General features: G+C 64.8%; 22 protein-coding genes and 1 pseudogene. 8 read left to right on the top strand and 15 right to left on the bottom strand.

Annotated elements, in window-relative coordinates; genetic code table 11:
• The 3 genes from ffh to ACKODO_RS14505 form a co-directional block, all read right to left on the bottom strand.
• The coding region (gene ffh / locus ACKODO_RS14515) for a signal recognition particle protein (protein WP_408984155.1) at positions 1–1,154 on the bottom strand (1,154 nt) is incomplete at its 3' end.
• A 343-nt stretch (positions 1,155–1,497) separates the two neighbouring features.
• The gene (locus ACKODO_RS14510) at positions 1,498–2,775 is read right to left on the bottom strand and encodes a hypothetical protein (RefSeq protein WP_408984154.1); all 1,278 of its coding nucleotides are present in this window, start codon (positions 2,773–2,775) and stop codon (positions 1,498–1,500) included.
• An 85-nt stretch (positions 2,776–2,860) separates the two neighbouring features.
• Positions 2,861–3,349: a GyrI-like domain-containing protein gene (locus ACKODO_RS14505; protein ID WP_408984153.1), complete on the bottom strand. Its 489-nt coding sequence runs from the start codon at positions 3,347–3,349 to the stop codon at positions 2,861–2,863.
• Between ACKODO_RS14505 and ACKODO_RS14500 the strand changes: the two genes are divergently transcribed.
• The gene (locus tag ACKODO_RS14500) at positions 3,348–3,527 is read left to right on the top strand and encodes a hypothetical protein (protein WP_408984152.1); all 180 of its coding nucleotides are present in this window, start codon (positions 3,348–3,350) and stop codon (positions 3,525–3,527) included. The two genes, ACKODO_RS14505 and ACKODO_RS14500, sit on opposite strands and share 2 nt — an antisense overlap.
• Before the next feature lie 15 nt (positions 3,528–3,542).
• Here ACKODO_RS14500 and ACKODO_RS14495 read toward each other — a convergent pair whose 3' ends face one another.
• Positions 3,543–4,868, bottom strand: a complete 1,326-nt coding sequence (locus ACKODO_RS14495; RefSeq protein ID WP_408984151.1) for an esterase-like activity of phytase family protein — start codon at positions 4,866–4,868, stop codon at positions 3,543–3,545.
• A gap of 220 nt (positions 4,869–5,088) precedes the next feature.
• Here ACKODO_RS14495 and dapF point away from each other — a divergent pair, with 220 nt between their 5' ends.
• Genes dapF through ftsY form a run of 3 tightly spaced genes read left to right on the top strand, consistent with a single transcriptional unit; the run spans position 5,089 to position 8,317 of the window.
• Positions 5,089–5,964 (top strand): diaminopimelate epimerase, encoded by an 876-nt coding sequence (dapF, locus tag ACKODO_RS14490; protein WP_408984150.1) that lies wholly within the window; start codon positions 5,089–5,091, stop codon positions 5,962–5,964.
• Positions 5,965–5,972: 8 nt separating this feature from the next.
• Positions 5,973–7,250 carry a tRNA (N(6)-L-threonylcarbamoyladenosine(37)-C(2))-methylthiotransferase MtaB gene (mtaB, locus tag ACKODO_RS14485; RefSeq protein ID WP_408984149.1) on the top strand — a complete coding sequence of 426 codons (1,278 nt, stop codon included), beginning with the start codon at positions 5,973–5,975 and terminating at the stop codon, positions 7,248–7,250.
• Positions 7,247–8,317 (top strand): signal recognition particle-docking protein FtsY, encoded by a 1,071-nt coding sequence (ftsY, locus tag ACKODO_RS14480; RefSeq protein ID WP_408984148.1) that lies wholly within the window; start codon positions 7,247–7,249, stop codon positions 8,315–8,317. The genes mtaB and ftsY overlap by 4 nt, the downstream gene beginning before the upstream one ends.
• An 86-nt stretch (positions 8,318–8,403) precedes the next feature.
• On the opposite strand, the gene ACKODO_RS14475 is transcribed toward ftsY, so the two are convergent.
• Complete coding sequence (locus ACKODO_RS14475) at positions 8,404–9,108, bottom strand: fumarylacetoacetate hydrolase family protein (RefSeq protein ID WP_408984147.1); 705 nt, start codon at positions 9,106–9,108, stop codon at positions 8,404–8,406.
• A 156-nt stretch (positions 9,109–9,264) separates the two neighbouring features.
• Between ACKODO_RS14475 and ACKODO_RS14470 the strand changes: the two genes are divergently transcribed.
• The gene (locus ACKODO_RS14470; protein ID WP_408984146.1) at positions 9,265–9,906 is read left to right on the top strand and encodes a septation protein A; all 642 of its coding nucleotides are present in this window, start codon (positions 9,265–9,267) and stop codon (positions 9,904–9,906) included.
• A 113-nt stretch (positions 9,907–10,019) separates the two neighbouring features.
• Here the strand turns inward: ACKODO_RS14470 and ACKODO_RS14465 are convergent, their stop codons facing one another.
• From ACKODO_RS14465 to ccmA, 5 genes are read right to left on the bottom strand one after another with little or no spacing between them, the layout of a single operon-like run.
• The gene (locus ACKODO_RS14465; RefSeq protein ID WP_408984145.1) at positions 10,020–10,595 is read right to left on the bottom strand and encodes a DsbE family thiol:disulfide interchange protein; all 576 of its coding nucleotides are present in this window, start codon (positions 10,593–10,595) and stop codon (positions 10,020–10,022) included.
• A complete protein-coding gene (locus ACKODO_RS14460; protein WP_408984144.1) occupies positions 10,592–10,750 on the bottom strand; it encodes a heme exporter protein CcmD in 159 nt (52 codons plus the stop codon). The genes ACKODO_RS14465 and ACKODO_RS14460 overlap by 4 nt, the downstream gene beginning before the upstream one ends.
• Positions 10,750–11,496: a heme ABC transporter permease gene (locus tag ACKODO_RS14455; protein ID WP_408984143.1), complete on the bottom strand. Its 747-nt coding sequence runs from the start codon at positions 11,494–11,496 to the stop codon at positions 10,750–10,752. The genes ACKODO_RS14460 and ACKODO_RS14455 overlap by 1 nt, the downstream gene beginning before the upstream one ends.
• A gap of 41 nt (positions 11,497–11,537) precedes the next feature.
• Positions 11,538–12,203 (bottom strand): heme exporter protein CcmB, encoded by a 666-nt coding sequence (gene ccmB / locus ACKODO_RS14450; RefSeq protein WP_408984142.1) that lies wholly within the window; start codon positions 12,201–12,203, stop codon positions 11,538–11,540.
• A complete protein-coding gene (gene ccmA, locus ACKODO_RS14445) occupies positions 12,200–12,829 on the bottom strand; it encodes a heme ABC exporter ATP-binding protein CcmA (RefSeq protein ID WP_408984141.1) in 630 nt (209 codons plus the stop codon). Before ccmA ends, ccmB begins: the two co-directional genes overlap by 4 nt.
• A gap of 305 nt (positions 12,830–13,134) precedes the next feature.
• Between ccmA and acnA the strand changes: the two genes are divergently transcribed.
• On the top strand, positions 13,135–15,831 hold the full coding sequence (acnA, locus tag ACKODO_RS14440; RefSeq protein ID WP_408984140.1) for an aconitate hydratase AcnA: 2,697 nt from the start codon (positions 13,135–13,137) through the stop codon (positions 15,829–15,831).
• A gap of 126 nt (positions 15,832–15,957) precedes the next feature.
• Positions 15,958–16,725, top strand: a complete 768-nt coding sequence (locus ACKODO_RS14435; RefSeq protein ID WP_408984139.1) for a DUF1223 domain-containing protein — start codon at positions 15,958–15,960, stop codon at positions 16,723–16,725.
• A 106-nt stretch (positions 16,726–16,831) separates the two neighbouring features.
• Here the strand turns inward: ACKODO_RS14435 and ACKODO_RS14430 are convergent, their stop codons facing one another.
• Positions 16,832–17,218, bottom strand: coding sequence for a YkvA family protein (locus ACKODO_RS14430; protein ID WP_408984138.1), 387 nt, complete (start codon positions 17,216–17,218; stop codon positions 16,832–16,834).
• A 143-nt stretch (positions 17,219–17,361) separates the two neighbouring features.
• Here ACKODO_RS14430 and ACKODO_RS14425 point away from each other — a divergent pair, with 143 nt between their 5' ends.
• Entirely contained in the window at positions 17,362–18,147 is a 786-nt protein-coding gene (locus ACKODO_RS14425) for an SDR family NAD(P)-dependent oxidoreductase (RefSeq protein WP_408984137.1), read from the top strand.
• A gap of 103 nt (positions 18,148–18,250) precedes the next feature.
• Here ACKODO_RS14425 and ACKODO_RS14420 read toward each other — a convergent pair whose 3' ends face one another.
• From ACKODO_RS14420 to ACKODO_RS14405, 4 genes and pseudogenes are all read right to left on the bottom strand, one after another.
• The gene (locus ACKODO_RS14420; RefSeq protein WP_408984136.1) at positions 18,251–18,553 is read right to left on the bottom strand and encodes a 4a-hydroxytetrahydrobiopterin dehydratase; all 303 of its coding nucleotides are present in this window, start codon (positions 18,551–18,553) and stop codon (positions 18,251–18,253) included.
• An 11-nt stretch (positions 18,554–18,564) separates the two neighbouring features.
• Positions 18,565–19,098 (bottom strand): RNA 2',3'-cyclic phosphodiesterase, encoded by a 534-nt coding sequence (thpR, locus tag ACKODO_RS14415; RefSeq protein ID WP_408984135.1) that lies wholly within the window; start codon positions 19,096–19,098, stop codon positions 18,565–18,567.
• 93 nt (positions 19,099–19,191) lie between these two features.
• A complete protein-coding gene (locus tag ACKODO_RS14410) occupies positions 19,192–19,752 on the bottom strand; it encodes a hypothetical protein (protein ID WP_408984134.1) in 561 nt (186 codons plus the stop codon).
• A 70-nt stretch (positions 19,753–19,822) separates the two neighbouring features.
• Positions 19,823–19,918: pseudogene (locus ACKODO_RS14405) on the bottom strand (arylesterase); the annotation flags it as partial.

The following is a 19,918-nucleotide window of genomic DNA, read 5'->3' as shown; positions in this document are numbered from 1 at the left end:
GGCGTCATCGAGTTGATGATGGCCACCTGCCGGGCGATCATCCGGTCATTCACACCGGCGCTCGCCATCTGGTCTTTCACCTTGGCGACGCCCGGCAGCATGCCCATGAGGCCGCCGAGGCCCCCGAGCTTTTCCATCTGCTTCAGCTGGTCGCGCAGGTCGGAAAGGTCGAACTTGCCCTTCCGCATGCGCTCGGCCATCGCCAGGGCTTTTTCCTGGTCGATATTCTGCGCCGCTTTCTCGACGAGGCTGACGATATCGCCCATCCCGAGGATGCGGTTGGCGATGCGCGCGGGGTGAAAATCCTCCAGCGCGTCCATCTTTTCGCCGACGCCGATCAGCTTGATCGGCTTGCCAGTGACGGCACGCATCGACAGCGCAGCACCGCCACGGCCATCGCCATCCACGCGCGTCAGCACGATGCCGGTGAGGCCCACGCGGGAATCGAAGGCGCGGGCGGTCACCACCGCATCCTGGCCGGTGAGGCTGTCGGCAACCAGCAGCACTTCATGCGGCTGGATGGCCGCCTTGACCTGCACCACCTCGTCCATCAGCTCGTCATCGAGCGTCACGCGGCCGGCGGTATCGTAAATCACGACATCGAAGCCGCCGAGGCGGGCCGCCGCTTCCGCGCGCCTGGCGATCTGGATCGCGTTCTCGCCCGCGACGATGGGGAGAACGTCGAGGCCGTTGTCGCGGCCGAGAACCGCGAGCTGTTCCATCGCGGCGGGGCGGCGCGTGTCGAGCGACGCGAGCAGCACGCGCTTCTTCTCGCGCTCCTTCAGGCGCTTGGCGATCTTCGCGGCCGTGGTTGTCTTGCCCGAGCCCTGCAGGCCGACCATCAGGATGCCGACCGGCGGAACGGCCTGAAGGTCGATCGGCTGAGCATCCGAACCCAACATGGTAACGAGTTCGTCATTGACGATCTTCACCACCATCTGGCCGGGCGTCACCGACTTGATGACATCCACGCCCACGGCGCGTGCCCGAACCTTCTCGGTGAAATCGCGGACGACATCGAGCGCGACATCGGCCTCCAGCAGCGCGCGGCGCACTTCGCGCATCGCTTCGGCCACATCTGCCTCGCTCAGCGCGCCACGGCGCGTGAGCTTGTCGAGAATGCCGGAGAGACGACCCGAAAGGCCTTCGAACATTGTTTTCCCTCTTTGCTCCGAAACCCGTGGTTTCGGAGCGGTTCCCTCGCAACGGGCCCTGCGGCCCTGCTCGGCGTCGCGGTCGCTCCTCATCAACGGCCCTGCAGGCCGTTGGAAGCGGAACCGCCAAACACTTTCGCACCCGGCGCAACAGGGGCGGGCTTGCCCGCTCCCGTCCAACGACAAAGGGGCGGGCTTGCCCGCTCCCGTCAAACCAAACGGTTTCGGCGCCCGGGAGCGCATCGCGCTGCCGGACGTGAACCTCCGGGGCCGCGCCCCGGTCAGCCGATCGGAAGATCACGCTGATTGAATGACCGCCTCATAGGGGAAAGCGGCCGAAGGGTCAAGGAACGGCGGCGCAGAGCTTCGCGGCGTCTAGGCCGGAAATCGAGATCGGCTGCGGATCGCGCCGGATAAAGATCGTCTCCCGTCTGTCCTCGCCCTGTGCTTCGAACGTGATCCGCACGGGACGATCGCGCCTGAGCTGGCAGAACGCCGCCTGCGGTATCGTCGAGCGCATCGGCATCGCGTGCGACCCTTCAGGCCGCAGGGCCAGATACGCCTTGCCATCCTCCATCTCCAACAGCACCGAGGAGGTTCCCCGAAAATTCTGTCCGTCGATTACTGGCAGAACTGAAAGCCGCACCTGCCGGCTCTGGTCGTGCAGGGTGAATTCAATCTCCAGCCGGGCATCGTGCGGGTTCTGCGGTGCCAGCCTGAGATCGGCCTTCCCGAGCGCGGTGAAGGTTTCCGGCCGGAACACGGAAGCCTGCGCGGATGTCTGCTGCGCGAGCGGCAGGCCGAGAAATTCCCGCGGTCCCTGCCAAAGGCCGACCAGTCGGGTCTTGCCGAGATCGGCGGCGGAAACCCAGTGCATCTTTTCCGGCGGCGCGAGGTGGAACAGGTCGATCAGTTCGGCGCCGACGCCCATCTGAACGAAGTAGCGGGCCAGCTGGACATATCGTTTGTCCTTGGCCGTCGCGACGAACTCCTCCCTCTCGACGCGCACGGACCCGATGACCTCGCGCCGCACCTCGACCCTGCGGCCATCCTCGATGCGGTAATGGATCCTGTATCGCTGGACGCTCTGCTCGGGACGGGTGACCTTGAGCTGGTGCACCCCAACGAACGCGCGGCCGAGCATCACGCGCTTCTTGCCCGCCGCGAGAAGGATGACACAGGCCGACGAGCAGACAGAATTGTAGCCTTCGAGCGGACGCCCCGCCATGCTCTTGCCAGGCACCGGCATCGGACAATCCGGCTGACCGGGATAACAGCCTTCGAATCTCGTTCGGCCGACGGCGGTATCGAAACCCAGTCGGCGCAAGGTGCGACCGATCTCGACGGCAGCCTCCACGTGTCCGCCGGGGGAATGAAGAAGGATCGGTGGCCGACGCTTGCCCAGGGTGCGCAACAGCGCGTTGAAGGCCGCAGGCGTTTCCGCGACGATTTTCCCTTCGGCGGAAATCCATTCGGGGCAGGCCGCACCGCATGGCCCCTCAGCCTTGACCAGCACGAACCGCATCGACGGCCCGGCGAGCGCCATCGGGCTCAGGATCAGCGGGCTCAGGATCAGCGTGAAAACCACGCACAGGAGACGAAGGGTGGAAAAAGCGACCATCGAAACAGCAGTCTCCGGCGAGCCGGCTCGGCCAAGACCGGATCATCTCTTCGCAGGCTTGCATCGGAGTCAAGTCCTGTCGGTATCATCGTAGAAACACCACGATGTTGAGTTTCAAACCCGGATCGTCGCTTTTTTCGGGGAAGGCGAGATATTCCTCCAGATATGTCCCGGTCGAGGTCAGCCCCTTTTCGTCGAGGAAAGCCGTGATCGCCTCATAGGCGGCATCGATATCGTCGTACGGCCCTTCATGCGTGAAGATCATCGCCCGGCCGGCAGGGGATTGCGCCAGTTCGAAACCCTTGCCGGCCAATGTGCCGGGCGCGGCCGGGCCGGCGAGTGGCAGCATGGCCTCGAAAGTGAAGCCGAGATCGTCGCTCGTCACGAAATGCACCATGGGCGGGGTGACGGTGAGCAAGCCGAGCCGGCGCGCTTCCTCACCCAGAAGAAGCATCGCCTTTCTGATCTCGGCGAAGCCATCATCCCAGGTGCTGTTCGCGCGGAGGCGCAAGACAGGCCGGGCAGCATATTCCACGAGTTGGCCCGTCGAGGCATCGGCCGAGGGTTTCTCCATGCCGGGCGACGGCGAAGCGGGCGAAACAGCCGGGGGAGAGGGGGTGACCGATGGAGGCGAAGGGGCCGGCGTGGTCTCAGCGACAGCCGCCGCGACGCTGAACAAGGCCGCGATCACGGTCAGTTCAAGCCTGTTCCACAGCGATCGGCAATGCATCGCTCGCCTCTCCTTCGCCTGAAAAGCGGGAACCGCCCTATCGAATCAGCGGCTGGGGAAGAGTGACACGGAACATCTGTGTGCGCACGCCATCGACGCCGAAATCGTTGTCGTTGATGATGATGAACTCGTTCGGACCCGTGATGGCCAGGCCTTCGATCTTGGCGGGCAAACCGGGGGTCATCTCGCTGTCGAGCACCAGCGTCTTCGTCAGCGGCAGCACGCCGCGCAGGGCAAGCTGGGCGGCGTCCATCCATTCGAAACCCGGACCATATTCCGGGTTGTCGAGCAGGCGCGGCACGCGGTTCTCGTCGGTCAGCTGCACCGTGTAGAAGCGAGCATGCCGGTCCACCCGCTCCAGCACCAGAAGCTGATCCTCGGCGATGGCGGCCATCTCGCTCAAGAGCACCCGGGATTGCACGCGCTCGCGTCCATCGACTTCGCCGGTATAGCTGTTGATGTCGTCGGTCTGGTAGAAATACTCCCCCACGACCTCCCCGGTCTCGCGCGCGATCTTCCAGAGCCGGACATGCCGTGACCGCCGCGCGGTCTCGATATCCGGGTTCGCCAGCGGGCCCTGCAGCATGGCGTAGAGGAATTTTTCGTCTGGCGAGAGGGCCAATGCCTCGAAGCCGCGGTTCAATGCGCGATAGCGCAGGATGGGCGGCAGGGAAGGAACGACCTCGTAATCGGCATCCTTGAAATCGTTCTGCAAGCCCTGCGGCACGAGCCGCTTCAGAACAGTGCCGTCAGACGCAACCTGCAGCAGCGAGGGGCCAAGCTCGTCGGCGACCCAGAACGTGCCATCCGAGACACGCACGAGGCCCTCGGGGTCCACGCCGGAGGGGTCCGGCGGCAGCGCCTTGCCATCGATGGCATAGGCGCTCTCGTAACGGCCATTGACCTGAGGCGGGCGACCGGAGAGCGGCTTGCCCGACTTGCCCTTGAGCGGCAGGTAGACCGAGATGCGGGCGGTGTTGTCCGGGCCAATATCCGCTGCGTAGATCGAGGGCACGAAGCCGGGCAGCGGGAAAATGCGGCCCATGCGGTTGCCGGCGCAGGCCTGATCGCCTTCCAGACCCAGGATGCGCCGCGCCTCGCCGCATTCGATGTTGGGCCCGCGATCCGTCAGCAGCCAGATCCGCCCCGGCAGATCATTCGGGTTGCGATAGGCGCTGGAACCCGTTCCCACCGAGAGGTTGATGGCCTTGCCATTCGGAAAGATGACCACGCCCAGCGAGAGGTTCGGCACCTGGATGGGGGTGATGACCGGCTTGGGGCGGCTCTCGGGCTGGGTTTCCACCTGTGCGCCGAGCGGTGCCGAGAAGAGAAGCAGGAAACCCAGAATCGAGGCGGCGGCCACGCCACCCTCTCGCCGAAGGGCGGAGGCGGAAGCAAGAGGGGCAAGCTGCCGTTGCATGCGTTCCGTTGGTCCTGTTCTTTGGCCCGGAAGGCCAATCATTTTGCCCTTAACCGAAAACCCGCTATAGCGCCAATGGATTGTAGGGTCGAAGCTCGCGGAGCCAACGGCTTCGCCGGGCCTTGGTTTCCAATTCTGCTTTCCGTGTTCCGGATTGAGGTCGATGTCCGTTTCGCCGTCGCTGTCGCCCGCCGCCTTGCCGTTCCGCAAGATGCACGGCTTGGGCAATGATTTTGTCGTGATCGACGCCCGCAGGACGCCGCTGGCGCTGTCGCAGCCGCAGCTGGAGCGCATCGCCGATCGCCGGTTCGGCATCGGCTGCGACCAGCTCATCCTGCTCGAGCCCTCCGCGAGGGGTGACGCGCGCATGCGCATCTTCAACCCCGATGGCGGCGAGGTGGAAGCCTGCGGGAATGCCACGCGCTGCATCGCCGCCCTTCTGATGAGGGAAAGCGGCCGGACTAAGGCGGTGATCGAAACCGTTGCCGGCCTGCTCGTCGGCCGGATGGAAGGGGCGGAAGTCGCGGTCGATATGGGTTTGCCCGAGCTCGACTGGACGAAGATTCCGCTCTCCGGCGAACCGCGCGACACCGCCTGCATTCCGCTGGACACGAGCGCCCTGTCGCCCGACCTGCCTGGCTGGTTCTCGGCCGTGAACATGGGCAACCCGCATGGCGTGTTCTTCGTGGAGGATGCCGGCGCGATTGAACTCCCGCGCATTGGCCCGGCTCTCGAAACACATCCGATCTTCCCGGAGAAGGCCAATATCTCCTTCGCCGAGCTTCGGCCCGATGGCTCGATCACCCTCCGCGTCTGGGAGCGGGCGGCCGGCGCGACGCTCGCCTGCGGCACCGCCGCTTGTGCCACGGCTGTTGCAGCCCAGCGCCTCGGCCTCGTGGGCGAGGTCGTCCGGCTTCGCCTGCCGGGCGGGCCGCTCACCATCCGCCGCTCGCCGGAGGGCCGGGTCATCATGGTCGGCCCGGTGGCGGAAAGCTTCTCCGGCACGATCCACCCCTCCTTGCTGGCCGGCGCCGCATGAGCGCACCGATGGCCCAACCCGAGATCGTGACGCTGGGCTGCCGCCTCAACACGGTGGAAAGCGAGGCCATGCGCAAGGCAGCACTCGCGGCGGGCCATTCCGATCTCGTGATCGTCAATACCTGCGCTGTGACCGCAGAGGCCGTGCGGCAGGCGCGCCAGACCATCCGTCGCCTCGCCCGCGAAAATCCGGCACGGCGGATCATCGTCACGGGCTGCGCCGCGCAGACCGAGCCCGAGACCTTCGCCGGGATGGCCGAGGTCAGCCAGATCATCGGCAATGACGTGAAGCTGAAGCCCGAGACCTGGAAGGAATCCGTCCGCGCCGCTGGCGATTTCGGCCTTGGCGAGACCGAGCGCGTCATCGTCAACGACATCATGAGCGTGCGCGAAACGGCGAGCCACCTCATCGACGGTCTCGAGGGGCGCACGCGCGCCTTCGTGCAGGTGCAGAATGGCTGCGACCATCGCTGCACCTTCTGCATCATCCCCTATGGCCGCGGGAATTCGCGCTCCGTGCCCATGGGCGAAGTCGTCGCGCAGATCGAGCGCCTTGTGGATGCCGGCTACCCGGAAATCGTGCTGACCGGCGTCGATCTCACCTCCTATGGGCCGGATCTGCCCGGTCAGCCGAAGCTCGGGACGCTGGTGGCCAGCATCCTGAAAAACGTACCGAAGCTCGCCCGCCTCCGCCTCTCCTCGCTCGATTGCATCGAGGCCGATCCGTTGCTGATGGAGCTGCTGAAAGGCGAGAGGCGTCTCCTGCCGCATATGCATCTCTCGCTGCAGGCCGGGGACGATCTCACCCTGAAGCGCATGAAGCGACGCCACGGCCGGGCCGATGCCATCCGCTTCTGTGCCGAACTGCGCGAGGCGCGGCCGGATTACGCTTTCGGTGCCGATCTCATCGCCGGGTTCCCCACGGAAACCGAGGAGATGTTCAAGAACACCCTGCGCCTGGTGGAGGAATGCGGCCTCGCCTTTCTCCATGTCTTCCCCTATTCGCCGCGCAAGGGAACGCCCGCCGCGCGCATGCCGCAGGTGGCAGGGCCGATCATCAAGGAACGCGCTGCGCGCCTGCGCGAGGCCGGCGAGCTTGCCCTCCAGCGCCATCTCGCGCGCCATGTGGGCCGAGAGACGCGCATTCTCGTGGAGCGTGAAAATGTCGCGCGGCTCGACGACTTCACACCCATCCGGCTCGCCTCGCCTGCATCGCCGGGCACGCTTCGGACGGCCAAGGTGACGGGCATCGCCGGTTCGATGCTGACGGGAGAAATATTCGCATGACCACCCCTCCCGAGGAGAAAAAACCCGGTTTCCTCTCGCGCCTTTTCGGCAGTGGGAAAGTGCCCGAGCCGCAGGCGGAAGCCCCTGCATCGGCCATTCCCGAGCCTGCCGCTGTGCCTGAAACTATCGAGCCGCCCGCGCCGAAGCTCTCATGGTGGAAGAGGCTCAGCCAAGGCCTCTCGCGCACGGCCTCGTCACTCGGCTCGGGCATCACCGCGATCTTCACGACGCGCAAGCTCGACGCCGATACCCTGCAGGACCTTGAGGATATTCTCATCCAGGCCGATCTCGGCGTGGAGGTCTCCGGTCGCATCGTCGAGACCATCGGCAAGGACCGTTTCGACAGGACGATTTCGCCCGGGGAGATCAAGTCCGCGCTCGCGGTCGAGGTCGAGAAGGTTCTGGCGCCCGTCGCGAAACCGCTGGTGGTGGAGGAAGCGAAGAAGCCCTTCGTGCTGCTGATGGTGGGCGTGAATGGCTCGGGCAAGACCACGACCATTGGCAAGCTCGCGGCGAAATTTCGCGCCGAGGGCAAATCCGTGCTCGTCGCGGCGGGGGATACCTTCCGCGCCGCGGCCATCGACCAGCTCAAGATCTGGGCGGAGCGCACCGGTGCGGGCGTCGTTTCGCGCGACCCGGGTGCCGATGCCTCCGGCCTCGCCGATGAAGCGATCGAGCAGGCCCGCGCCGAAGGGCGCGACGTGCTGCTGATCGATACCGCCGGACGTCTGCAGAACAAGCAGGGGCTGATGGATGAACTCGCGAAGATCGTGCGCGTCATCAGGAAGCTCGACCCCGGGGCTCCGCATGCGACGCTTCTCGTGCTTGATGCCACCGTGGGCCAGAACGCGGTCAGCCAGGTCGAGATCTTCAGCCAGGTCGCCGGCGTCACCGGCCTCGTGATGACCAAGCTCGACGGCACGGCGCGGGGGGGCATTCTCGTGGCGCTCGCGGCGAAATTCGGCCTGCCGGTGCATTTCATCGGCGTCGGCGAGGGGGTCGAGGATCTCGAGCCCTTCGCCGCGAAGGATTTCGCCCGCGCCATCGCGGGGCTGGAGGAGGCGTAGAACTATTGTGATCTGACGCATTTTCTTCTCGCGAAACGGGAGCCACCCCCGCCTTGGCAGGGGCATGCTTCGCTTGAAAATGCTTTTCAGACCACCTTCAGCCGGATGGGCTCGAGGCCCTCCACCGCGCCCAACATCACCTGACCACGCGTCACGGCGCTCACGCCTTCGGGCGTGCCCGTGAAGATGAGATCGCCCGCCTTGAGCTCGAAGAATTGCGAGAGGATCGCGATCTGCTCGGGAATCGACCAGATCATCGCGGCAAGCGTGGCATCCTGCTTCGTCACGCCATCGGTCGAGAGCGTGATGCGCCCCTTGAGCGAGAAACCCGTCGCGCCCGCGCGGGTGATCGGCCCGACCGGGCCGGAGGCATCCGCGCTCTTGCCGATCTCCCACGGGCGTCCGAGCTTCTTCGCCTCGGCCTGCAGGTCGCGGCGGGTCATGTCGAGGCCCACGGCATAACCGAAGACATGGTCCATCGCCTTGTCTTCGGAGATGTTCCTGCCGCCCTTGCCAAGCGCCACCACAAGCTCCACCTCATGATGGTAATCCGACGTTCCCGGCGGATAGGGAAGCGGAGTTTCCATGCCCCCCTCGACCGGAAAGATCGCTTCCGCCATCTTCAGAAAGAAAAAGGGCGGCTCGCGATCCGGATCGAAGCCCATCTCGCGGGCATGGGCGGCATAATTCCGGCCGATGCAGAAGCCGCGGCGCACGGGAAAGCGCTCCTCCTCCCCCATGATGGCGAGGCTCACGCGCGGCTCGAGAACGGGAACGGGCATGGAGGACATGGAAAACCTTCCGGGATGGCCTGGACCTTTGCGGCTTGCCACTGGAGGTGTAAGGGCAGGGATGCATGGGGTCCAGCCCCGAGCAATCGCATTTTCAAGCGAAGCGGGAGCCGGTTCGCGGGAAGAAAAAGCGATCGAAGAACGATGACGGATGGAATGATGACCGAGCCAAACACCCCGCAGCGTGCCGAGAACGGCCTCACCAAGCTGCTGCTCGAAATGGGGCCGCTCGTGCTCTTCTTCGCGGCCAACTCGAAGCCGGACTGGTTCAAGCCTGTCATCGGCGCCCTCTTCGGGCAGGGCATCGTGAGCGGTGACAAGTCGCCGATCCTCATCGCCACCGCCGTCTTCATGGCGGGGATGCTGGCATCCCTGATCGCCACCTGGCTGCTCTATCGCCGGCTGCCGATCATGCCGCTGGTTTCTGGTGCGGTGGTTCTGGTCTTCGGCGGGCTGACGCTGGCCTTGCACGACGATCTCTTCATCAAGCTGAAGCCGACCATCGTGAATTCGCTGTTCGGCACGGTGCTTCTCGGCGGTCTCGCCTTCGGCAGGCCCTTGCTGCCTTACGTGCTCGACAGCGTGTTCCAGCTCGATGACGAGGGCTGGAAGAAGCTCACCTTCCGCTGGGGTGTGTTCTTCTTCGTGCTGGCGGTCATCAATGAAGTGGTGTGGCGCACGCAGACCACCGATTTCTGGGTGGCCTTCAAGGTCTGGGGCGTCATGCCGCTCACCATGGGCTTCGCGCTGGCGCAGACGCCGATGATGATGCGCCACGGGTTCGACCCAGGAAAGTGATCATCGGCATTGATGGTGGATCGCATGGCGGACCGGAAAACCGGTTCCCACTTTTCCGCGCCATGCTCCGCGTGATGATGCGCCACGGGTTCGATCCAGGAAAGTGACAGCGATCAGCCGCCTGCAGCCTGGATCGCCGGTTCCAGCCGGTCGCGGATGATCTCCGGCGTCAGCGGCCCGACATGCTTGAAAACGATGATGCCCCTGCCATCGACGAGGAAGGTCTCCGGAACGCCATAGACCCCCCATTCGATGGCGTTGCGGCCATCGGGATCGACGCCCACGCGGGCATAGGGATTGCCGAGCCGCCCGAGGAAGCGCCGGGCATTCTCCGGCTTGTCCTTGTAATTGAGTCCGATCATCCCGATGCGCCCGGCCTTGGCGAGATCCATCAGGAACGGATGCTCCTGATGGCAGGGCGGGCACCAGCTTGCGAAGACATTCACCAGCACGGGCTTGCCCGTGGCGAGATCCGCCGGGCCGAAGCCGGGAATGGGCTTGCCCTCATGCATCAGGCCTTCCACGGGCTGAAGGGTCAGCGCCGGAGCAGGCTTGCCGATCAGCGCGGAAGGAAGCTTCGATGGATCGCCTGCGAAGAGCCGGAACAGGAACAGCAGCACCAGACCCGCAAAGATGACGAGCGGCAGGAACAGCACCCAGCGGCGGGCAGGACGCGTGGCATCGCTCATCGCCCGGCTTTCTTGGTGTCGCGCAAGCCCTCGACGCGCGCGAGCCGCGCCTTCGCGCTGCGATAGCTGAGGATCGCGCCACCGATCATCGCGCCGAGCACGAGGATGGCCGCCGCATAGGAGCCGGCGATGAAGCCGAAATACTGTCCCGCCATCACTCCGCCTCGGCTGCGAGAAGTTCGAGCCGTTCGGCCCGGCGGTTCATCACCTCCGCGCGCATGAAGAGCATCAGCAGCGTGAGGTAGAGCACAAGGAAGGCAATCGCCATGATGTAGAGCGGCCCGAGCATGGAGCCGTGGATCGTCGGGCCGTCCATGCGGAAGACCGAGGCCGGCTGGTGGAGCGTCGACCACCAATCGACCGAGAACTTGATGATCGGCAGGTTCACTGCGCCCACCAGCGTGAGGATCGCCACGGCGCGGCCTGCGCGATTGGGCTCCTCGATCGCCTGCTGGAGCGCGATGACGCCAATGTAGATCAGGAACATCACCAGCACGGAGGTCATCCGCGCATCCCATTCCCACCAGGTGCCCCACATCGGCTTGCCCCAGAGCGAGCCCGTGACGAGGCAGAGCAACGTGAAGCCCGCACCGAGCGGGGCGGCGCATTTCTGCGCGACATCCGCCATCGGGTGACGCCAGATCAGCGTGCCCAGCGCGGAAAGGCTCATCCCGGCATAGACGAACATCGCCATCCAGGCCGATGGGACGTGGATGAACATGATGCGGATCGTCTCGCCCTGCTGGTAATCGGGCGGGGCCACGAAGAACGCGCCGTAAAGCCCCCACACGAACAGCAATGCCGTCAGCACCGCGAAGGGGCCGATCAGCCGGTCCGCCAGCCGATTGAACACGGCCGGATTGGCGAGGCGCAGCAGGGACCCGGATGTCTGGTCGGTCATGGTTCTCCCTTATCTGCACCGGCAATCGCGCGCAATTCACGTCACCCCCGCGCTTGACGGAGCGCAAGGGCGGCCGCAACGGGCGAAATGGCCAGCGCGAAAAGTGTCGTGCCGCACAAAACGGTCAAGGGCATGGCAAAGTCGCGACCCTCTGCCGCAGCCTTCGCCACCCCCACACCGAAGATCAGCGTGGGGATCGCGGTCGGCACCACCAGAAGCGACAGCAGCAATCCGCCGCGATTGAGGCTGACCGTGAGTGCCGCGCCCACAAGCCCGATGAGCGTGAGCGCGGGCGTGCCCACGAGGAGTGACAGCGCGAGCGGCAGCATCGCCTGCGGTTCGATGGCGAGCATCAAACCCAGCACGGGCGCCGCGAGGCTGAGCGGCAGGCCGGTGACCAGCCAATGTGCCAGCGCCTTGGCCAGAACCAGCATTGTGAGCGAGCCGCCGGAGAGCAGGAACTGGTCGAGCGCGCCATCCTCCTCGTCGGCCTGAAACAGCCGGTCGAGCCCCAGCAATGTCGCGAGAAGCGCCGCGATCCAGAGGAGCGCCGGTGCAAGCCGCGAGATCAGCTTCTGGTCTGCCCCGATCGCAAAGGGCACGATCGCGATGAGCACGAGGAAGAACATCAGCCCGAGGCTCGCGCCCGCACCAGCCCGGCGGGCGAGGCGCAGGTCGCGCTCGATGACGGCCGAGAAGGCGCTCATGCTGCGTTCTCCCGGCGCCCCGCGAGATCGAGCGTCGCGTTGGTGGCGGCGAGCGGCTGATGCGTGGCGACGAGCGCCGAGCCACCCGCCCTGGCATGCTCCCCGATGAGGCCGGAAACGGTCGCGACCGCCTCGATATCGAGCGAGGCGAGCGGCTCATCGAGCAGCCAGACCGGGCGTTCGATCACCAGCAATCGCGCGAGGGCCACGCGCCGCCGCTGCCCTTCTGAAAGCACGCGGACGGGCAGATCGATGAGGCGCGCGACACCCAGCTTGCCGAGGGCATCGGGGATGCGCGCTTCATCGCCGCCGAGAAGCCCGGAGAGAAAGGCGAGGTTCTCGCGCGCGGTCAGTGCCGGGCGCAGGCCCTCGCGATGGCCGAAATAATGGAGGAACGAGCCGGTTTCCTCCTCGCCCGCGCCTTCGAGCCTCACCGTCCCGGCATCGGGCGGCGAAAAACCCGCGAGCAGACGAATGAGCGTCGATTTTCCGCTGCCATTCGGGCCGGTAAGCTGCATCACCTGGCCGGGCGCGAGGGTAATGTCGAGCCCGCGAAACAGGAAGCGGGGCCCGCGCCGCACGGCGAGGCCCGACGCAACCAGACGAAGGCAGGGAAAGGCGGTCAATAATCCCCCCGGAATGGCCCGCAATGTTGATATGCGGCAAAGCAGGCCGGTCTCAAACCATCGTCCGTGTAGCGGTCTTTTTGGAAATGATCTATAGACCGGCCCGGTTGCGCCGCGCGTCCGGTCAAAGACGCGGGGTCCGGGCACTCCCGGAGCGGCGCACGCGGCGCCGGAGAACCCGGTCTGCCGCGCTCGGCCCGGAGGTCCAATCCCGCCGGTTCGAGGCTGTAACGGCTCCCCCGGCCACCCCGCCTGCGTCCGTTCACGGATTTTTTGACCCTGGATTCTGACCTCAAGGACTCCCGATGTCGCTCGACAGCTTCCAATGCCGCAAAGAACTTAACGTCGATGGCAAGACCTATGTCTATTTCTCGCTTCCCGAGGCCGAAAAAAATGGCCTCGCGGGCATCTCGCAGCTCCCCTATTCCATGAAGGTGCTGCTGGAGAACCTGCTTCGCCACGAGGATAATCGCACCGTCACCAGGGCTGACATCGAGAATGTCTCGAAGTGGCTCGTCAACAAGGGCAAGGAAGAGGCCGAGATCGGCTTCCGCCCGGCCCGCGTGCTGATGCAGGACTTCACCGGCGTTCCGGCGGTGGTGGACCTCGCGGCGATGCGCGACGGCATGGTCGAGCTCGGCGGCGACCCGAACAAGATCAACCCGCTGGTGCCGGTGGATCTCGTGATCGATCACTCGGTCATCGTGGATGAATTCGGCTCGGCGAAGTCGCTCGATCGCAACGTCGAGCTCGAATACGAGCGCAACGAGGAGCGCTACAACTTCCTCAAATGGGGCCAGGGCGCTTTCGCGAATTTCCGCGTCGTGCCGCCGGGCACCGGAATCTGCCATCAGGTCAACACCGAATATCTCGCGCAGACCGTCTGGACCGCGCGCCAGCCGGATGGCTCGATCCATGCCTATCCCGATACCGTTGTCGGCACCGATAGCCATACCACCATGGTGAACGGCCTCGCGGTTCTCGGCTGGGGCGTGGGCGGCATCGAAGCGGAAGCCGCCATGCTCGGCCAGCCGCAATCCATGCTGCTGCCGGAAGTCGTCGGCTTCGAACTGACGGGCAAGCTGAACGAGGGCGTCACCGCGACCGACCTCGTTCTCACCGTCACGCAGATGCTGCGCAAGAAGGGCGTGGTGAACAAGTTTGTCGAGTTCTACGGCCCCGGCCTCGACCATCTCAGCCTCGCGGACCGCGCGACCATCGCCAATATGGGCCCGGAATATGGCGCGACCTGCGGCTTCTTCCCCTGTGACAGCGAGACCATCAACTACCTCAACATGACAGGCCGCGAGAAGCATCGCATCGCGCTCACCGAAGCCTATTGCAAGGCGCAGGGCCTGTTCCGCGAGAAGGGCGCTGCCACCCCGGTCTTCACCGACACGCTCAGCCTCGAACTTTCGACCGTCCTGCCTTCGCTCGCCGGCCCGAAACGCCCCGAGGGCCGCATCGCATTGTCGGACGTGGCTGCGGGTTTCTCCACCGCGCTGGTCAGCGAATACAAGAAGGGCGGCGACGAGGCGCGCAAGGCTCCGGTCGATGGCCGGAACTTCTCGCTCAGCCACGGTGACGTGGTGATCGCGGCGATCACCTCCTGCACGAACACCTCGAACCCGAGCGTGCTGATCGCGGCGGGCCTGCTCGCCCGCAACGCTTTGGCCAGGGGCCTCTCTACGAAACCGTGGGTGAAAACCTCGCTCGCGCCGGGCTCGCAGGTGGTGGCCGAGTATCTCGAGAAGGCCGGGCTCCAGAAGGATCTCGATGCCCTCGGTTTCAACCTCGTGGGGTTTGGCTGCACCACCTGCATCGGCAATTCGGGCCCATTGCCGGCGGAGATCTCGAAGGCGATCAACGACAACAACATGATCGCGGCGGCCGTGCTCTCGGGCAACCGCAACTTCGAAGGCCGCGTCTCGCCGGATGTGCAGGCGAATTACCTCGCCTCGCCCCCGCTGGTCGTCGCCTATGCGCTGGCCGGCTCGGTGACGAAGGACCTCACGAAGGAGCCGCTCGGCGAGGGTTCGGACGGCAAGCCCGTCTACCTCAAGGATATCTGGCCCTCCTCGAAGGAGATCCAGGAATTCATCGGCAAGTATGTGACTCGCGACCTTTTCTCGTCGAAATATGCCGACGTCTTCAAGGGCGACAAGCGCTGGCAGGGCGTGAAGGCCTCCTCGGGCCTCACCTATGCCTGGAATTCCGGCTCGACCTATGTGCAGAACCCGCCTTATTTCGCCGGCATGTCGAAGACGCCGAAGCCGATCACCGACATCAAGGGTGCGCGCATTCTCGCCCTCTTCGGCGACAAGATCACGACCGACCACATCTCCCCGGCCGGTTCGATCAAGGCGGCCTCGCCGGCTGGGGCCTATCTGCTCGAGCGCCAGGTGCGACCGGCGGATTTCAACCAGTACGGCACCCGCCGCGGCAACCATGAAGTGATGATGCGCGGCACCTTCGCCAATATCCGCATCAGGAACTTCGCGGTGAAGGATGATGCCGGCAACACGCCGGAAGGTGGCTACGCCATCCACCAGCCGTCGAAGGAGAAGATGTTCATCTACGACGCCGCGATGCGTTATGAGGCCGAAGGCGTTCCGCTCGTGGTCTTCGCGGGTGTGGAATACGGCAACGGCTCCTCGCGTGACTGGGCGGCCAAGGGCACCGCGCTTCTCGGCGTGAAGGCCGTGGTGGCGCAGTCTTTCGAGCGCATCCATCGCTCGAACCTCGTGGGCATGGGCATTGTGCCGTTCACCTTCGAGGAAGGCGTGACCTGGCAGAGCCTGGGGCTGAAGGGCGACGAAATCGTCGATATCCCCGGCCTCGCGACCATCCAGCCGCGCCAGAAGGTGGTGGCGAAAGTGACGCGCGCCGACGGCACCAGCTTCGACCTTCCGCTCGATTGCCGCATCAACACGCTCGATGAGCTCGAATACTATCGCAACGGCGGCATTCTGCATTACGTGCTGCGCCAGCTCGCGGCGTGAGTGCTGCCGTCGATCGCAAGAACCAGCCGCCGGAACCCTCTCCGGCGGCTTTCTTGTCAGAAAGCACCAAAAATACACCGGCTTGTGATTCGCATGTGCCGTTTAAACCTGCTTTAGATTTTTTCGATGACGACCTTCGATCTCCCCTTCTGCCTCAGCCGCCGCGCCTTCGGTCGCGGAATGCTTGCGGCTTGCCTGTTGCCGGGCATGGCCCGCGCGCAGGTCGCAGTTTCGGAGCGTATCACGCTCATCGAACTCTTCACCTCGCAGGGCTGCTCCTCCTGCCCGGCAGCGGATGCACTGATGCTCCGGCTCGCGAGAGAACCGGGCTTTCTGCCGCTGACATTCGCGACCGAGATCTGGGATTATCTCGGCTGGAAGGACACGCTGGCGAAGCCGGCCTTCACTCGGCGCCACAAGGCTTATGCCGCGGGCGTCGCCAACAAACGCGTCTATACCCCGCAGGCCATCGTGAATGGCCGCGCCCATTGCGTGGGCTCGGATTTGTCGGCGCTCACGCGCTTGCAGCGCTCTCCAGGCAACAGCGCGGAACTCGCAAGCGTCACGCTGACGAAGGCCGGTGCCGGCTGGAAGGCTTCCATTTCCCGCGCCGGCGCAATCCCTGCGCGCGTCATTCTTATGCCCGTCAGCCTGCGTCAGTCGGTGGAAATCCGCCGCGGCGAGAACATGGGCAGAACCATCACCTATGCGAATGTCGTGCGTGATCTCGTCGATCTCGGTGCGGCCCCAAGCGGGAATGCGACGGTTGCGATCACGCCGGACATGCTGAGCCTTGTCGAGGCCGATGCCTTCGCGCTGGTGTTGCAGGCTGGCAGCCTCGAGACGCCTGGCGAGGTGCTGGGCGCCGCGTTCTCCGCCGGCACCCAGAGCTAGAGCGAAGCCGATCTGATTGAACCAGGCCGGCCGCTCTGATTTCTGATTATTTCACGCATTTTCTTCGACCCACCGGCATCCCATGGATCGAAAAATGCTCTTGGGCTCAATCCTTGTATTGCGCTTCGTCCAGCATGGCCCGCGCCTGTGCCCGATGTTCGGGCGTGATGGCACCGCGCACGGCGGCGATCGCCGCCGCGATCACCGCGGCATCATCCCCGAAGCCGAGCAGCGGCAGGAAATCCGGGATGCCGTCGATCGGCATGACGAGATAAGCCAGGGCCGCAAGCAGGATGAGCTTGACGCGGCGGCTCGTGGCGGGATCGCGCACGCAGAGATGGGCCGCGAGCGCATCCTCCGCGAAAGGCAGCGCGCGCGCAAGCTTGCGCAACATCGCCAGAACCTCGGCCAGAATGCCCGCCTCGTCACGCGCGGCGCGACGCATCGCCTGCATCTCGGCCTTGCTCATCGGTTCACGCCATTCGACGCTCATGCTTGAAAACCTCCGGTGACGATGTGCGATTTTGCGGGCGATTGCGGCAAGTTCAAGTCGAACCCGCATATCCGCCCTCTGGCGGGGTTGCATGGTATACCACAAGCCGCTACCGCTGGTGGAAACCTCAGGGAGAGACGGACATGAAGCTCGATTCCACCATCGCCGCCCTTGTCACGGGCGGCGCATCCGGCCTTGGCGAGGCCACCGCCCGGCATCTCGCGAGCTTCGGCGTGAAGGTAACGCTGCTGGACCTCAATACCGAGCGGGGAAACCGCGTGGCGGGGGAAATCGGCGGCTTTTTCCATATCTGCGATGTCACGAGCGATGATTCGGTCGATGCCGCCCTCGCCGCCGCGCGCGCCAGGCATGGCGTGGAGCGCATTCTGGTGAATTGCGCGGGCATCGTCGCGGGGCAGCGCACGGTCTCGAAGGATCGCGAAACCGGCGCGCTCAAGGCCCATGATCTCGGAACCTTCGCCAGGGTCATCGGCATCAACCTCATCGGCTCCTACCGGATGATCGCGAAATGCTCGGTCGCCATGGCTGGCCTCGATCCAATCACGCCGGATGGCGGGCGCGGGGTGATCGTCAACACGTCATCGGTCGCGGCGGAGGATGGCCAGATCGGCCAGGCCGCCTGTTCCGCCTCGAAGGGAGGCGTGCTGGCCCTCACCCTGCCGGTCGCGCGCGATCTTTCCGGCCATGGCATCCGCGTCGCCAGCATCCTTCCGGGCATCTTCCACACCCCGATGTTCGACCAGATCTCCGAGGAATACCGCAAGACGCTCGCCGCCGCCGTGCCCTTCCCGCAGCGGCTGGGCCATCCGGCGGAATATGCGGCACTGGTGGAAAGCATCTGCCGAAACGATATGCTGAACGGCACGGGCATCCGCCTCGATGGTGCGATTCGCATGGCGCCGAAGTAACACTTCCGGTATCCTTGAATAACCGGGCGGGGAGGAGAGGCCGCCTCCCCTCAAGCCTGCGGGCGGTCGATGGTCTCCTGCTGCGCCCGGCCCTTTCCGGAGTTCATTCGTCCCGGCGTGCGGCAATCCGCTCGATGGCACGGGCCAGGGCGAGATCGAGTTCGGTCAACCCACCTGCATCATGCGTGGTCAGGCGAATATCGACGTGCCGATAGACATTCGTCCATTCCGGGTGATGATTCATCTTCTCCGCTTCAAGCGCCACCTGGCTCATGAAACCGAAGGCCTCCACGAAATCCTCGAAGCTGAACCGTCGCGAGATTGCTTCGCGCGCCTCATCATAATTCCAGCGCGGCAGGGTTTCGAGCGCGGCCTTGCGGGCCGCAGGAGCAAGGGTTCTGGTCATGAAATGCCTCTTCAGTGCAGCGGATAGGCCGCTTCCACGATATAGGGCCCGCCGCCGACCAGGTCGCGGGCCGAGAACAAAGCAAACTGGTCCGCGATGAATTCCACCCCGGCCATATGCCCATGGGCCGAGAGATAATCCGCGAGATCCAGCGTGGAAGCGCCGCGCAACCGCGCGAGCGTGATGTGCGGCACGAATTTTCGCTGCTCCGGCGGGAGGCCAAGCCGCCTCAGGCGCCGCTCGCTATCGGCCTGCAGTCCCACCAGGGGACGCGAGGGCTCGATCGCGGCATAAAGCGTGTGCGGCTTGTCCCCGCCAAACACGCCAAGACCGGTGAGGCGCACGCGGACCGGCTCGCCGTAAAGATCCGCCAGTTCCTCATCGACCTCGTTGGCGAGGCGGCGATCGATATCGCCGATGAAGCGGAGCGTGACGTGATAATCGGAAGGATCAACCCAGCGCGCGCCGGGCAAGCCGGCACGGAGCAGGGAGAGCCTTGTCGAGATGCTCTCCGGCACTTCGAGACCGATGAAGAGCCTTGGCATGGCACCCTCCCCCGAATCACGCTGACAGGTTCAGGCTAGCAAGATCGCGTGAATTTCCTGCATTCTTTTTCTATGGCCATCCACAGGCGATGATCAGGTTTTCCGAAACACCCGGAGGGTCTCGAAACGCGGCTCTTCGAGGAGCCCCGCACGGCGGGCAAGGGGAGGGATGAGCCGCTCCGCGACATCATAGGCGAAGGAGCCGGTATAGAAGATCAGCAGCCCGCCGGATGCGAGCTTGCCGGCCATGCCCTCGATCAGGCCCGCATCATCGAGGCTCGCGAAGGGAGCGTTATTCGCGGACCAGAACTCGCCGACATGAAACAGGGTCGCGATGTCGAATTCGGGCAGAAGCGCGAGATTGGTCTGGTAGATATCCGAGAACAGCACCTTGTAGTGCTTGCCCAGCACGGGATTCTCGACCACGAGGCGGATATAGCTGGAATACTCGGCCTCTGTCGCGGTGATGCCGAGCACGGAATGGCCGCCCGCCGGCGCCTGCAGCCCGACATGATGGTGATCGCCCGTGCCGAAATGGAAGATCCGCTGGTTCTCAAGGCCATGCGCGGCGAGGTAGCGCGTGAAATGCACATCGCAGGGGCACTGCTTCTCATCGAGCGGCCAGGGATCTTTCCAGAGATCGAGTTTCGACATGCGCGCTTCCTTCTTCGCTTGGCCGTCTTTTTCTCTGCTTGTGGTCGCCTGAATGGAGGCTGACAAGAACTCACGCCTTCGCTAGCGTTTTCAGGAAAGCCTCGACCGTCGGCAGGATGCGCTCGACAATCACGCGCACGCCGGCAGGATTGGGGTGGATGCCATC

The organism is Rhabdaerophilum sp. (genome assembly GCF_046092605.1).
Taxonomy (GTDB): Bacteria; Pseudomonadota; Alphaproteobacteria; order Rhizobiales; family Beijerinckiaceae; genus Rhabdaerophilum.
This window is presented reverse-complemented; position numbering and strand designations above follow the sequence as displayed.

What these genes read in the sequence shown, in the direction of transcription:
- ACKODO_RS14510 (WP_408984154.1), bottom strand. Translation starts at nt 2,775, where the DNA reads ATGGTCGCTTTTTCCACCCTTCGTCTCCTGTGCGTGGTTTTCACGCTG.
- ACKODO_RS14455 (WP_408984143.1), bottom strand. Translation starts at nt 11,496, where the DNA reads ATGACCGACCAGACATCCGGGTCCCTGCTGCGCCTCGCCAATCCGGCC.
- ACKODO_RS14500 (WP_408984152.1), top strand. Translation starts at nt 3,348, where the DNA reads ATGCCGGGCGACGGCGAAGCGGGCGAAACAGCCGGGGGAGAGGGGGTG.
- ACKODO_RS14435 (WP_408984139.1), top strand. Translation starts at nt 15,958, where the DNA reads ATGACGACCTTCGATCTCCCCTTCTGCCTCAGCCGCCGCGCCTTCGGT.
- ACKODO_RS14475 (WP_408984147.1), bottom strand. Translation starts at nt 9,108, where the DNA reads ATGTCCTCCATGCCCGTTCCCGTTCTCGAGCCGCGCGTGAGCCTCGCC.
- thpR (WP_408984135.1), bottom strand. Translation starts at nt 19,098, where the DNA reads ATGCCAAGGCTCTTCATCGGTCTCGAAGTGCCGGAGAGCATCTCGACA.
- dapF (WP_408984150.1), top strand. Translation starts at nt 5,089, where the DNA reads ATGTCCGTTTCGCCGTCGCTGTCGCCCGCCGCCTTGCCGTTCCGCAAG.
- acnA (WP_408984140.1), top strand. Translation starts at nt 13,135, where the DNA reads ATGTCGCTCGACAGCTTCCAATGCCGCAAAGAACTTAACGTCGATGGC.
- ACKODO_RS14505 (WP_408984153.1), bottom strand. Translation starts at nt 3,349, where the DNA reads ATGGAGAAACCCTCGGCCGATGCCTCGACGGGCCAACTCGTGGAATAT.
- ACKODO_RS14465 (WP_408984145.1), bottom strand. Translation starts at nt 10,595, where the DNA reads ATGAGCGATGCCACGCGTCCTGCCCGCCGCTGGGTGCTGTTCCTGCCG.
- ACKODO_RS14410 (WP_408984134.1), bottom strand. Translation starts at nt 19,752, where the DNA reads ATGTCGAAACTCGATCTCTGGAAAGATCCCTGGCCGCTCGATGAGAAG.
- ftsY (WP_408984148.1), top strand. Translation starts at nt 7,247, where the DNA reads ATGACCACCCCTCCCGAGGAGAAAAAACCCGGTTTCCTCTCGCGCCTT.
- ACKODO_RS14460 (WP_408984144.1), bottom strand. Translation starts at nt 10,750, where the DNA reads ATGGCGGGACAGTATTTCGGCTTCATCGCCGGCTCCTATGCGGCGGCC.
- ACKODO_RS14420 (WP_408984136.1), bottom strand. Translation starts at nt 18,553, where the DNA reads ATGACCAGAACCCTTGCTCCTGCGGCCCGCAAGGCCGCGCTCGAAACC.
- mtaB (WP_408984149.1), top strand. Translation starts at nt 5,973, where the DNA reads ATGGCCCAACCCGAGATCGTGACGCTGGGCTGCCGCCTCAACACGGTG.
- ACKODO_RS14430 (WP_408984138.1), bottom strand. Translation starts at nt 17,218, where the DNA reads ATGAGCGTCGAATGGCGTGAACCGATGAGCAAGGCCGAGATGCAGGCG.
- ACKODO_RS14470 (WP_408984146.1), top strand. Translation starts at nt 9,265, where the DNA reads ATGATGACCGAGCCAAACACCCCGCAGCGTGCCGAGAACGGCCTCACC.
- ACKODO_RS14425 (WP_408984137.1), top strand. Translation starts at nt 17,362, where the DNA reads ATGAAGCTCGATTCCACCATCGCCGCCCTTGTCACGGGCGGCGCATCC.
- ccmB (WP_408984142.1), bottom strand. Translation starts at nt 12,203, where the DNA reads ATGAGCGCCTTCTCGGCCGTCATCGAGCGCGACCTGCGCCTCGCCCGC.